This is a genomic window from Brevundimonas sp. TWP1-3 (assembly GCF_049896085.1).
In the GTDB taxonomy this organism is placed as follows: domain Bacteria; phylum Pseudomonadota; class Alphaproteobacteria; order Caulobacterales; family Caulobacteraceae; genus Brevundimonas.
In genome coordinates this window covers 1,606,387-1,619,350 of sequence record NZ_JAFCTP010000001.1, presented here as the reverse complement: position 1 = coordinate 1,619,350, position 12,964 = coordinate 1,606,387, and the positions used below count along the sequence as shown (strand labels likewise).

Genomic DNA, 12,964 nt, shown 5'->3' with positions numbered 1-12,964 from the left:
AACCCGTACTTCGCCGAGCCGAGATCATGTGGAAATGCGGTGGACCAGACATCAGGGGCCGGCCGGCGACCTCAAGCTCACATGCATTCGACCACGGATCACTGAACCGCTTGCGATTTGGATCTCCGCACTTGCCCGCGAGAGTTCATCTACAATCGGCGGCGCAACCGAGATTGTGGGGTCGGCGGGCTCCGGAACAGAGAGGCGCTGGTCTTGAGCCAGGGACGTAATGCGTCGGCCCGGGCGCGCCGGGCCGGCCTCGTCCTCGCTGCCCTCGAGGGCCGAAGGCTCGTCTTCGCGAGCGGGCCCGCGCGAAAAGTCAGCCTGTTGGTCGCGCGCGCCGTGTTGCGCCTTATACGGCCGGGCGGAGGCCGTTGCCGCTCACATGCAGTTTTTGGCGCCTTCGGGGCCCCGCAAGCGTCTGCGGGCTAGCTCTCGACGCCACGTTCGCCGCAGCGGACGCTTCGCCTCCGGCTTCCGCCGGCTCCTCAATCCCGTCGCCCATGACCATTCCGCGGGGATCAGCGCTTGCGTGACCGGCCTCGTACGGTCGCGATACGTCAGCGAAGGCATGGTTGCGAGACCCCGGGCGCCTCAGGCGAACGGATTCGCTTGGCCGCGCCGGCCGAGCAGGGGGCTGTGTCCTGCCCGGGCGGGTGCGGGCCTTCTACCAGAGGTTCCGCTGCGATATGGGCGGGCTTAGCCGGCGCTCCACGCCTGGGCGACGTCAGGTCAGGGCGCGACAACTGCGCCCGTCGCCAAACCGGCCCGCGCCCGCCATGGTGGGATTTGGACTCCCAAGGAGCGCTCACTTTGGTTCAAACTCGCCCGCGCTTGTCCCGCCGGACCCTCGTGTTCGGCCTGCCCCTGGTCGCCGTGCCCGGCCCGGCCCTCGCCGCGCCCCCGAAACGGATGATCGCCTACAAGACGCCATGGTGCGGCTGCTGCGGCGGCTGGATCGCCCACATGCGCCAGGCGGGCTGGATCGTCGAGGTCGTCGAGCGCGAGGATCTCGCCCCGATCCGGGCCCGGCATGGCATTCCGGACCGCCTCGCCTCGTGCCACACAGCGGTGGTCGGCGCCTACGCCATCGAGGGCCATGTTCCGTCGAGCGATGTCGAGCGGCTGCTCGGCGAACGCCCCGCCGCCCGCGCACTAAGCGCGCCCGGCATGCCGGCGGGCTCGCCGGGCATGGAGGCCGCCGGGCGCGAACCCTATGCGACCGTCCTGATCCTCAACGACGGTTCGACCCGCGTGTTCGGTCGCCACAACGGGGCCTGAGAAGGCGCACCGCCGGCAGTCACGACGGTTGACGACGCGGCGTCCAGCGCAGCAGGCGCATGGCATTGGCGGTGACCAGGACCGTGGCTCCGGTGTCAGCGAGGATGGCGGGCCACAGGCCCGTCACCCCGATCACGGTGGTGACCAGGAACACCGCCTTCAAGCCCAAGGCGATGGTGATGTTTTCCCCGATATTGCCCATCACTCCGCGGGACAAGGCGATCATGTCGGGAATGTCCCTGACCCGGCCGTGCAGGACGGCGGCGTCCGCCGTCTCCAGGGCCACGTCGGTGCCGCCGCCCATGGCGATGCCGACATCCGCCTGGGCCAGGGCCGGGGCGTCGTTGATGCCGTCCCCGACCTTGGCGACCACCAGCCCCTCGGCCTGCAGCGCCTTGACGATGACTAGCTTGTCCTGCGGCAGCAGTTCGGCCCGGGGCTCGATGCCCAGGCCGGCGGCGACCGCCTCCGCCGTGCGGCGGTTGTCGCCCGTCAGCATGATGGTCCGGATGCCCCGCGCCTTCAGGTCGGCCAGACCCTGGACTGCGTCGGGCCGCGCCTCGTCGCGCATGGCGAGGAACCCGGCGACGCCATCCCCGACGACAAGGACGGAAACCGTCTTGCCCTCGGCGTTCAGGGCGGCGATGGCCGCGTCCTGGGCCGGCGTGATCGGGGCGCGTCGGGCCGCGGCCTGCGGCGAGCCGAGGAATATGCGTTCGCCGCCGACCTCGCCTTCCACGCCCTCCCCCGGAATGGCCTGGGTGGCCGAGGCCGGCGGCGCCGTGATCTTGTCCGCCTCAGCTCGGGCGAGGATGGCGAGGGCGAGCGGATGGCTCGATCCCGTTTCCAGCGCGGCCGCTAGGGTCAGCAGGGCGGAGGCATCCCGCGTTCCGGCGACGACGTCGGTGACGACGGGCTTGCCGGCGGTCAGGGTCCCCGTCTTGTCGAAGGCGATCGCCGTGATCTTGCCCAGCGTCTCCAGCACGGCCCCGCCCTTCATGAGCAGGCCGCGCCGGGCCCCCGCCGACAGGCCGGCGGCGATGGCGGCCGGCGTGGAGATGACGAGGGCGCAGGGGCAGCCGATCAGCAGCACGGCGAGGCCCTTGTAGACCCATTCGCTCCACGTCCCGCCGAACAGCAGCGGCGGCGTGACCGCGACGAGGGCGGCGAACACGAGCACGCCCGGCGTGTAGATTTTCGAGAAGCGGTCGATGAACCGTTCGGTCGGCGATTTCGATTCCTGCGCCTCCTCGACGAGACGCACCACCCGGGCGATGGTGTTGTCCGAGGCTGAGGCCGTCACGCGCACTCGCAGGACGCTGCCGCCGTTGATCGTGCCGGCGAACACAGGATCGCCCTCGACCTTGCGCTTGGGCACGCTCTCGCCCGTCACCGGGGCCTCGTCGAGGTCTCCCGCGCCCTCGATGATCTCGCCGTCCGCCGGAACGCGGTCTCCGGGCCGGACGAGGATGATCGCGCCCACCGCCACGGTCTCGGCGGCGACCTCCGTGGTCACGCCGTCCACCTCGACGAAGGCGGTCTTGGGCACGAGGGTGGCGAGCCCCTGGATGCTCTTGCGCGCGCGACCAGCCGCCACCCCTTCGAGCATCTCGCCGACGAGGAACAGCAAAACGACGGCGGCGGCCTCTTCCGCGGCCCCGATGAAGACGGCGCCGACGGCGGCGATGGTCATCAGCATTTCGATGGAGAAGGGCGTGCCGTGGCGCGCCGCCGAAAAAGCGCGCGACGCGATCGGAATGAGCCCCACGGCCAGGGCGGCGAGGAAGGCGTATCGTTCCAGGGAGGGGAACAGCGTGCCCAGTCCATAGGCGGACAACAGCGCCAGGCCGCAGAGCGCGGTGAGGCGGGCCTTGCCGGTCCACCACCACGGGGCGCCCCCGGCCCGGGCGGCCGCCGGAGGTGGGCCCGCCGCCGCAGCGACGGCTCCGGACGTCGGCGCGGCCGCTTCTCCGCTGTAGCCGAGGTTGCGCAGTTGCTGCAGGACCGCCTCGTCGGCGAGGTCTCCGCCATGCCGGATCTTGAGCACGCCGGTCTGCACCGCCACCGAGACGTCCTCGACGCCCGGCAGCCTGCGGATCGCCGTGTCGATCTTGCGGCCGCAGCTGGCGCAATCCATCCCGGTGACCCGGTATCGGCTTTCGAGAGTTTGCGCCGTCATGTCTGTTCCTTGTGATCTCTATAGGGCAAGGCTACCTCCTCCAGCGACTGTAGATGCAAGCTAAAAAATGAGCGCGCCGTTCGGTTGGAGTGGAGGGCGCCGTCCGACGAACCCCGGAGGCGAGCCCAGCCCCTTGATGACCTCGCCTTGTCCGCATGACCGGGAGACCGCGCCGCCGACGGCCGCACAGGTGGAACGCGCCCTGGACGCAGCCGCCGCCAGCGTCGCCGCCGCCGGGGACAAGCTGACGCGCCCCCGGCGCAGGGTGCTGGAGCTCCTGCACGTCGCGGGCGCTCCGGCCAAGGCCTATGATCTCGTGGCGACGTATCACCGGGAGGCCCGCGTCGCGACGCCGGCGACCGTCTATCGGGCGCTGCAGTTCCTCGAGACCCGCGGTCTGGTTCATCGTCTTTCCAGCCTTAAGGCCTATGTGGCCTGCGATCCCAAACGCCTCGGTTCGCCTGCGGTTTTTCTTCTGTGCGACTGTTGCGGCTTCTGTCGCCAGATTCCTTCGTCCGGCATGGCGTCGCTGGGCGCGGCCGCGACAGCGGCGGGCTACGAGATCGAACGGATCATGCTCGAAGGCCAGGGTCTGTGTCCGGCCTGCCGCCCGCAGCGCCCCGGCGCGGCCCGGGATCCGGCCCCCCAGACAGAGCCGGAGGCGGCCGCGGGGGTCCGGGCCCACAAGCACTGAGCCGCGCCCCTGATCAAGCCCGGGGCGGGTCGATGGCGGCCTGGCCCGGGCGCCCGGCCGCGGCGACGCCGGGGCCCGCGGCCCATTCCATGGCCTGTTTGGTGGCGGCGGCCGACATTCGGGTCGCCCCCCCCCGTCGGGACGGACTAAGCCAGGTCTGGACCGGTCGGTCGAAGCCGTAGCGAAACACGGCGGCGGCCACGAACGCCCCGACCAAGCCGATCGCCCACAGGACCCAGCGAACGCCGGACGACCACGCCTCCTGTCCAAGGGCGTCGAGCAGGCCGAACCAGACGATGCGGCTCACCTCATTCGTGAGGAACATCGAGAACGACATTAGGGCCAGATGCTCGATCAGCCGTGAAGGACTGCGCACCGGCACGGCGCCGGCGGCCCAGATGATCACGGTCATCAGGCCGAGCGACACCAGGCTGAAGGCGCCGAAGGCCTGCAGCCCCACGAGCGCGAAGGCGGCGGCGAGGCCGATCGCCCTGGCCCGGTGCGGCGCGACACAGACCCGCGAACCGTAGAAGGCCGCCGCGACTCCGAGCAGGAAGAGCGGCAGGGCGCGCAGGATGCCGTAGCGCATCGGCAGGCGGTAGATCGGATCGCCGAGCCACAGCGAGGCGGCGATATCGGCGGCGACGACGAGGAGCGTCGCGCCGATCACCATTGCGACCGGCGGCCAGCGCCACAGGGCGCGGCAGATCCAGGGCAGCAGGAGATAGCAGCCGATCAGGGCCGAGAGGGTCCAGGTCGGGGCGTTCCACCCCTGCCCGCCCGGCACGCCATAGGCCTGGACCAGTAGCACCTGCGCGGGCAGTTGCGACCAGTCGAACCAGCGCGGATTGCTGGGCGCGATCCCGGCCAGGGCGGCGCCGCCGACGAGCAGCACCAGGACGAGGCTGACCGCCAGGTGGGCCGGAATGACCCGCAGCAGGCGCTGGCGCGCATAGGCGCGCAGCGAGGCCTGTCCGGACGCGAGGCGATCACCGTAGATGCGGGCCAGGACATAGCCGGAGTCGATGATGAAGAAGTCGGTGAGCAGATAGCCGCGCTCGAAGACTGGATGCAGTTGTCCGAGAGGCACAGGCGCGGCCTCGCGGAAATGGTAGAGGATGATCAGCGCCCCTACGATAAAACGCAGCGCGTCCAGCCAGCCGCCGCGCGCGATCCGGACGGGGCGAGGCGATGGCTCGGTCAGCGCGGCTTCGGGCATTCAGTCAGCCTTCCGTGGCGCAGACTTGGCGGCGGCGCTGCGGTGCTCATGTGGACGCAGGACGATCTGGTCTCGCGAAGCGTAGAGGACGGCCGTTCCCAAAACCCAAACGACGACCAAGCCTCCGACGACCATCAGTCCGGGCCTATCGCGGGGTCCAAACACAAACGAGCAGCCGATCACGCCGCCCAGAATGGCCCCGTAACCAAAATGCAGCGGCACCTTGTGTGCGCCCAGCAGCAGAAGGGCCATGCAGAAGACCAGGCCTCCTGCGAACAGGCTGACCCCGATGGCGACGAGCGTATCGAGCACGGGCCGTGGCTTCAGCGGGCGCGCCTGGAGCCGCCGCCTACCTCGTTGGCGATAGCGGCCTTCCCGCCAACGAATGCTCCGGCCGCGCACGGTGAAGCGTTTGCCGGCCATGCGTCAGGGCCTTGCGTTGGGCGCGGGCGTGTCCTCATGGCGCGCAAGAAGGATTCTCATCCGGACAATTTCGGATTCCTGGGCCGCAATGATCTCATCGGCCAGATTACGCACGTCGCGGGCTTCGCCATGCTCGACGGCGACCTTGGCCATTGCGAGCGCACCCTCGTGGTGGGCGATCATTCCGCGCAGGAAGTCGATGTCGGCGTCGCCCGTGTAGTTGATGCTCATGGCCTGGTGCATCTTCGCGCTGGCCTCGCGATAGGCGCGAGTCGATGGGCTGTCCGTGGTCTCGCCAGCGTGGCTTGCCTCGGTGTCGCTCGGGCGAGAGTCAGCCGCCGACGGCGCCGCAGGGACCTCGCGGGTTTGCCGCGAGATCATCCCGAAGGCGAAGACCGACAGGGCGAGAAAGACGGCGATGACGGAAATCCATCCGAAACGCTTCATGACGATGTCCTCGAGAGAGCCGGCGGGGCCACGGGGGCGGCCGGGATTGCACTGGGAAGGATGGGCGCCGTTCGGTCGCGGTAGCCGAGCAGGCGCAGAGCGTTGAACACCACCAGCAGGGTCGACCCCTCGTGGAGCGCCACGGCAGGGCCGATGCCAAGGCCGAGGATCGTCGCCGGCACAAGGAAGGCGACGATTCCGAGACTGACGTAGAGATTCTGGAGAATGATGCGCCGCGTCTGTCGGCTGAGACCGACGGTGAAGGGCAGCTGCGACAGGTCGTCGGACATCAAGGCGACGTCGGCGGTCTCAAGCGCAACATCGGAGCCAGCCGCGCCCATCGCGATACCGACGGTCGCCGTGGCCATGGCCGGGGCGTCGTTCACCCCGTCGCCGACCATGGCAATCTTGCCGTCAGCGCGAAGGCGTTTGATGGCGTCGACCTTGTCCTCGGGCATGAGGTCGCCCCAAGCCTCTGTCAGGCCGACCTGTCCGGCGATCGCCTGTGCGGCCTTCTGGTGATCGCCCGAGATCATGATCATTCGCCCGATGCCGAGGGCGCGAAGAGCGGTCAGCGTCGGCCGCGCTGCTGGGCGAGGCGTATCAAGAAGCCCAATGACACCGAGATCGCGCGTGCCGCGTCGCACCACCATCAGGGTTCGCCCCTGCAGTCGCAACTGAGCGACGACAGAGGTTGTTTCGTCGCCGAGCGGCGCTACGCCGTCGACGCCGAACATCTCCGGCTTCCCTATCCAGATCGTCTCGCCGTGCAGCTGGGCGGTCACGCCCTTGCCCGTCAGGCTCTTGAGGTCGATCGCGGCCGGGATGATCGTATCGCGCAAGCGTGCGCCACCGTCGCGCGCGATGGCCTCCGCCAACGGGTGGTCGCTGAGCCGTTCGACCGCCACAGCGACCGCCAGAAGATCGCCCTCCTTCGTCCCGCGCACCGTCATGACGTCGGTGATCCGCGGCCGTCCCTCGGTCAGGGTGCCGGTCTTGTCGAAGGCGATGGCGTTGAGCGAGCCGAGGTTCTCCAACGGCGCGCCGCCCTTGATCAGGACACCGGCGCGCGCCGCACGGGCGACGCCCGAGAGGACGGCGCTCGGGGTGGCGATGGCGAGCGCGCAAGGACTCGCGGCGACCAGCACGGCCATGGCGCGATAGAAGCTGTCGCGGAACGGCTCATCGACGACGACCCAGGCGAACAGCAGGACAAAGGCGAGCGCCAGCACCACAGGCACGAAGATGCGTTCGAACCTGTCCGTGAAGCGCTGGGTCGGCGACTTCTGCGTCTCGGCCTCACTCACCATCCGAACCACCTTGGCCAGGGTGGTGTCGCTCGATGTGCGGGTCGTCTCAATCTCGATGGCGCCTGAGCCATTGATGGTGCCCGCGAAGACGAGAGACGGCGATCCGACCTGGGCCGGTCTCGCCCGCGCCGCCTCGGGGTCCGCGACGGGCTGCTTGTCGACAGGCATGCTTTCGCCGGTCACGGGGGCTTGGTTGATGCTTGTGGTGCCGACCACGACAAAGCCATCAGCGGGCAGTCGTTCGTTTGGACGCACCACCACGGTGTCGCCGACGACCAAATCTTCGACAGGCAATTCGACGACCTGCCCGTCGCGTCGCACATGGGCTGTCCGGGGGGCAAGCTCGGCCAGGGCCTCGATCGCGCGTTTGGCGCGGCCCATGGCGTAGTGTTCGAGCGCGTGGCCGATGCTGAACAGAAACAGCAGGAGAGCGCCTTCGGCCCAGGCCCCGAGCGCCGCCGCACCTGCGGCTGCGACGAGCATCAAGGTATCGATCTCGAAGCGCTTCTGGCGGAGGTTCTCGAACGCTTCTCGCACCGTAAAAAAGCCGCCGAAGATGTAGGCGATCAGGAAGAGGGCGAGGGGAATCCAAGCGGGAAGGCCCGTTGCGAGTTTCTCGAGGGCGAATCCAAGGCCCAGAGCAAGGCCACTTGTCAGGGCGAAGATCAGCTCCGTATTGGAGCCTAGAACGCCACCGTGATCGTGCTCCTCGGACTTGGTGTGGAGATGGTCCGGCAGTGTTGTGCTGGTCATAAATAGGGTCCCGTTGCGGGTTGGGAATCGCGGCTGCTTGCGGCGACCGCCGCGATCGAGGGGGCGGGATAGCGACACGGGCGAAGGCGCGCCGGGCCAGCGGGTTCCAGCGCGATCCGCTCGCAGGTGGTCATCCCGGTTCTCCCGACCTCAGGGCACGGGCACGACGGCATTAAAGCCCCCGAGCCGCTGGAGCTGCTCAATCGCTTCGAAAAGCGGAAGCGCTAGGAGAAAGACGAAGCCGTCGCGCACCGTGCGGACGAAGAATACCGGCCGGATCATGATTTCCGCCTCGTCGCGCCATAGGGAGAGCTTGGGCAGGAACCGAGGGGTGCGCTCACGGTAAGCTTGGTAGTCGTGTCCAAAGGCGTCGGAGAGGAAGCGTTCTTCGCGGCCGACCACGATGCGAAACACCACCCAGCAGGCTAATCCGAAGACCAAACCGACGCTAAGGCTGCCGGACTGGGCGCCGATGCCAAACGCGCCGATGAAGCTGAAGACGTACAGCGGATTGCGGCTGACCGAATACGGTCCTGCGGATATGATCTCCTGTTTCTTGCGGCCACCGATGTAAAGGGAACACCAAGCCCGACCGATGATGCAAACCATGATGGCGATCAGGCCCAGATGCTCGACAGGATGTTCGAGCAAGGGCCAGGATGTGACGAGCGCCGCGCAGACGACAAGAAGCAGGCCCCCGACGAGAATGCCCGCCTTGCGCCATCGTTGAACGGATTGGATATCGACCGCTGATCGACAGGCGTCATCAGGGGGCGAGGAGCCGGACAAAGCGGGGCTTGCGGGCTTGGAGACGCTGTCGGAGGGCTCGAGCGGCATCATTGCCCCTCCCCCTCAGCCGGATGATCCTTAGCCGCATCGCGCAGGATATCCACGCCGCCCTTCAACGCGATGGCGGCCACGAGGACGCCGACGACGAGGTCCGGCCACGCCTGGCCGAGCCAGAGCACCAGGGCCCCGGCGACGAGGATTCCCCCGTTGGAGGCGAAGTCGTTAAAGCTGAACGTCTCGGCAGCCTTCATGTTGACGTCGCCGCTGTGCTGACGGCGGATCAACTGCAGGCAGATCAGGTTGATGATCGCTGCGACGACCGAGAGTCCCATCATGGTCGGGCCGATCGGTTCGGTCCCGATGAGGAATCGACGACCCGCGTCCAGAAGGACGCCAGCGCCGAAGATAAGGAGCATGACGCCCGAGAGGCGCGCCGCCCCCCGCTTCCACGAACCAGGCCGACCGATCGCGAGAAAGCTGATCAGATAGACAGCAGCGTCCGAGGCGTTGTCCACTGCATTGGCCAGCAGAGCGCTGGAATCGGCGGACAAGCCGCCGATCCCGAGCGCTAATGCCAGGCCCGCGTTGAGCGCGAGAACCGTCAGCAACGTGCGTCGCTGCTGACGGTCATCCTGAGTGCGAGCAATCAATCCTCAACCCCCTCGTCCTTGCGATGACGCACCGCCTTGGCCGCGAAGGTCGGCAGGACCAGCAGGGTCAGGGCCGTCGCGGTCAGAAGGCCGCCGATGACGACCGTCGCCAGAGGCTTCTGAACCTCGGCCCCCGCGCCGTGGGCGAGCGCCATCGGGATGAAGCCGACAATGGCGACCAAGGCTGTCGTCAACACCGCACGCAATCGGCTGGACGCCCCTTCGATCGCCGCGTCCCGGGGCGCGAGCCCCGCCTGCAATCGCTCGCGAATGGCCTGCATCAAAACAAGTCCGTTCAGGGTCGCCACACCCGAGACGGCGATGAAGCCAACGGCCGCAGACACCGAGAACGGCATCCCTCGCATGAGAAGCGCCAAGGCGCCGCCGATCAAGGCCAAGGGCACGCAGGCGAAGACCAGCCCAGCCTCGGAGAACGACCCCAGAGCCATAAACAGCAGCACACCGATCAGGACGAAGACGATCGGAATAACCAGGCCCAGCCGTTGTTCGGCCCGTTTGAGGTTCTCGAACTGACCGCCCCAGGTCAGGCGGACGCCCGGCGGGAGCTGGATTTGGTCCACCTTGGTTTGTGCGTCGGTGACGAAGCCGCCCAGATCCCGGCCGCGAACGTTGGCCTGGACCACCATCCGTCGGCTACCGTCGTTGCGGCTGATCTGGTTCGGCCCCTCGGCGCTTTGGATACGGGCTACCGAAGACAGCGGCACGGTTACGCCTGTCGAAGAGACGATCGGCAGGGCCGCGAGCGCCGCCGGATCGTTGCGCGCATCGTCCGGAAGACGGACGACGACGTCGAAGCGACGGTCGCCCTCGAAAATCCGGCCGGCCTCCGCGCCGCCGATGGCGGCCGAGACCGCTTCAGAAACGTCGGCTGCGGACAGGCCGTAGCTGGCCGCCGCGAACCGATCGACGCTGACCGTGAGCGTCGGCAAGCCCGACGCTTGTTCGACGCGAACGTCGGCGGAGCCGGTGGTCTGCCGCAGTACGCCGGCCACCTCATCAGCGACCCGCTGCATGGTGTCGAAGTCATCGCCGTAGACCATGACCGCGAGGTCGGTCCGGACCCCGGAAATGAGTTCGTTGAAGCGGAGCTCGATGGGTTGGCTGAACTCGAAATTATTCCCGATCTGTTGGTTGGCGAGCTCTTCGAACCGCTCGAGCAAGGCTTCCTTCTCGAGACCTGAATCCGGCCAGTCCTTGCGGTCCTTCAGAACGATGACGCTGTCCGAAATGTTGGGCGGCATCGGGTCGACGGCCGCCTCGGCGGTGCCGGTCCTGGAGAACATGGTCTCGACTTCCGGCTGGGCGGTGATGACCCGTTCCAACGCCATCTGCATGGCGAGCGACTGTTCCAGCGACGCCGAGGGAACACGCAGCGCCTGCATGGCGATGTCGCCTTCGTCCAGGGTAGGGATGAACTCCCGCCCGAGGGACGAAAAGGCCAGACCACCGACGACGACCGCGCCGAGCGCCGAGATCAGGACGATCTTCGGACGATCGACGGCGGCGCGGATGGCCGGCTGGATCCAACGCCGCGCGTGGCGGAGCAGGAAGGTTTCGTGTTCGTGGGCGTGGCCGTGTTCGTCGGTCTCGACCTTCTTGGGATCCCGCACCAGCAGGGCCGTCATGGCCGGAACGAAGGTGAAGGAGAAGATGAAGGCCCCGACCAAGGCCAGCATCACCGTCGCCCCCATGGGGACGAAGGTCTTGCCCTCCACCCCCTCAAGCATCAGCAGGGGCGTGAAGACCAGCAGGATAATCAGCTGACCGAAGGCGGCCGGCTTGACCATCTTGCGAGCTGCGGCCACGGCGACATCGAGGCGTTCCCGACGGGTCAGGGCCCGTCCCAGATCGATCCGCCGCTGCGATAGCATCAGCAGGGTGCTTTCGACGACGATGACCGCCCCATCGACCAGAAGGCCGAAGTCCAGCGCGCCCAAGCTCATCAGGTTTCCACTGATGCCAAACCTATTCATGCCGATGACGGCGAACAGGAAGCTGATCGGGATCATCAAGGCCGTGATGCTGGCCGCACGAATGTTTCCGAGCAGCAGGAACAGCACGACGATGACCAGAAGGGCGCCCTCGGTGAGGTTGCGGGCCACGGTCGAGATGGTCGAGTTGACCAGGGCGCTACGGTCAAGGACCGTCACCGCCTCGATCCCTGCGGGCAGAGTCTTGCGAACCTCATCGAGTCGCTCCCCGGCCGCCTGGGCCACGGTGCGGCTGTTGCCGCCCGCGATCATCAGCGCCGTTCCGAGCACGGCCTCGTGGCCGTCACGGCTGGCGCCGCCCAGGCGCGGAGCCTGGCCGATCTCGACCGTGGCGACATCGGCGACCCGCACGATCAGGCCGTTCCGGTTGACGACCGGCGCCTGAGCCAGATCTTCCACGGTGGAGGCCAAGGCGTCGGTGCGGACCGTCAGAGCTTCGCCAGCGCGCTGGATATAGCCTGCGCCGGCCTGAGTGTTGGCGCGATCGAGGGCCTGGATAAGGTCGCCCATGCCCAGGCCGTAGGCGGAAAGGCGCGCCGCGTCCGGACGGACCGCATACTCCTTCACATAGCCGCCGACGGTGTCGACGCCGGCGAGACCGGGGGCGGTCCGCATTTGCGGCGCGACGATCCAGTCCTGCACGGTGCGCAGATAGGTGGCGCGCTGCTGCGGGGTCGAAAGCAGATCGCCTTCGGGCGTCAGATAGGCTCCGCCCGCCTGCCAGCCCGGCTCGCCAGGCTTGGCGAGGTTCTGACTGTTGAATGGCTTGTAGTCGATCGTCCACATCAGCACTTCACCGAGGCCCGTGGTGATCGGGGCCATGGTCGGCTCCACCCCGTCAGGCATGGCCTCCCGGGCGCCCGCGAGCCGTTCGGCGACCTGCTGGCGCGCGAAATAGATGTCGGTCTGGTCGGTAAAGATGACCGTGACCTGGCTGAAGCCGTTTCGGCTGAGGGATCGGGTCGTGGTCAGGCCGGGAATGCCGGCCATGGCGGTTTCAATCGGGTAGGTGACCTGTCGTTCGATCTGTTCAGGCGCGAGCGCCGGAGCGACCGTGGTCACCTGGACCTGGCGATTGGTGATATCCGGCACGGCGTCGATGGGAAGCCGTGTCAGCTCGAGGAGTCCGTAGGCCGCGACAAGCGCCGTGGCGAGAACCACGAACCATCGGAATTTGACCGAGAGTTCGATGATGAATTTGAACATG

The 12,964-nt window shown here is 67.8% G+C and carries 10 protein-coding genes; 2 read left to right on the top strand and 8 right to left on the bottom strand.

Translation table 11 applies throughout. The features are described 5' to 3' along the window. Positions 1-852: 852 nt before the first annotated feature. Positions 853-1,281, top strand: a complete 429-nt coding sequence (locus ACP693_RS08050; protein WP_008263799.1) for a DUF411 domain-containing protein — start codon at positions 853-855, stop codon at positions 1,279-1,281. Between the two features lie 19 nt (positions 1,282-1,300). Here the strand turns inward: ACP693_RS08050 and ACP693_RS08045 are convergent, their stop codons facing one another. Then, positions 1,301-3,460 (bottom strand): heavy metal translocating P-type ATPase, encoded by a 2,160-nt coding sequence (locus tag ACP693_RS08045; RefSeq protein WP_426017646.1) that lies wholly within the window; start codon positions 3,458-3,460, stop codon positions 1,301-1,303. Positions 3,461-3,596: 136 nt separating this feature from the next. Here ACP693_RS08045 and ACP693_RS08040 point away from each other — a divergent pair, with 136 nt between their 5' ends. Next, positions 3,597-4,154, top strand: a complete 558-nt coding sequence (locus ACP693_RS08040; protein ID WP_426019603.1) for a Fur family transcriptional regulator — start codon at positions 3,597-3,599, stop codon at positions 4,152-4,154. A gap of 13 nt (positions 4,155-4,167) precedes the next feature. Here ACP693_RS08040 and ACP693_RS08035 read toward each other — a convergent pair whose 3' ends face one another. The 7 genes from ACP693_RS08035 to ACP693_RS08005 all read right to left on the bottom strand — a co-directional run bounded on the left by ACP693_RS08035 (position 4,168) and on the right by ACP693_RS08005 (position 12,963). After that, positions 4,168-5,373: an acyltransferase family protein gene (locus tag ACP693_RS08035; protein WP_219354435.1), complete on the bottom strand. Its 1,206-nt coding sequence runs from the start codon at positions 5,371-5,373 to the stop codon at positions 4,168-4,170. Then, entirely contained in the window at positions 5,374-5,796 is a 423-nt protein-coding gene (locus ACP693_RS08030; RefSeq protein ID WP_112863181.1) for a hypothetical protein, read from the bottom strand. Between the two features lie 3 nt (positions 5,797-5,799). Continuing rightward, positions 5,800-6,243, bottom strand: coding sequence for a CopM family metallochaperone (copM, locus tag ACP693_RS08025; RefSeq protein ID WP_088582518.1), 444 nt, complete (start codon positions 6,241-6,243; stop codon positions 5,800-5,802). Continuing rightward, positions 6,240-8,306, bottom strand: coding sequence for a heavy metal translocating P-type ATPase (locus ACP693_RS08020; RefSeq protein WP_088582519.1), 2,067 nt, complete (start codon positions 8,304-8,306; stop codon positions 6,240-6,242). The genes copM and ACP693_RS08020 overlap by 4 nt, the downstream gene beginning before the upstream one ends. Before the next feature lie 150 nt (positions 8,307-8,456). Then, positions 8,457-9,146 (bottom strand): methyltransferase family protein, encoded by a 690-nt coding sequence (locus ACP693_RS08015; protein WP_008264189.1) that lies wholly within the window; start codon positions 9,144-9,146, stop codon positions 8,457-8,459. Next, positions 9,143-9,703, bottom strand: coding sequence for a cation transporter (locus ACP693_RS08010; protein WP_426017650.1), 561 nt, complete (start codon positions 9,701-9,703; stop codon positions 9,143-9,145). Before ACP693_RS08010 ends, ACP693_RS08015 begins: the two co-directional genes overlap by 4 nt. A gap of 38 nt (positions 9,704-9,741) precedes the next feature. Then, entirely contained in the window at positions 9,742-12,963 is a 3,222-nt protein-coding gene (locus tag ACP693_RS08005) for an efflux RND transporter permease subunit (RefSeq protein ID WP_008263211.1), read from the bottom strand. Between the last annotated feature and the right edge of the window lies 1 nt (position 12,964).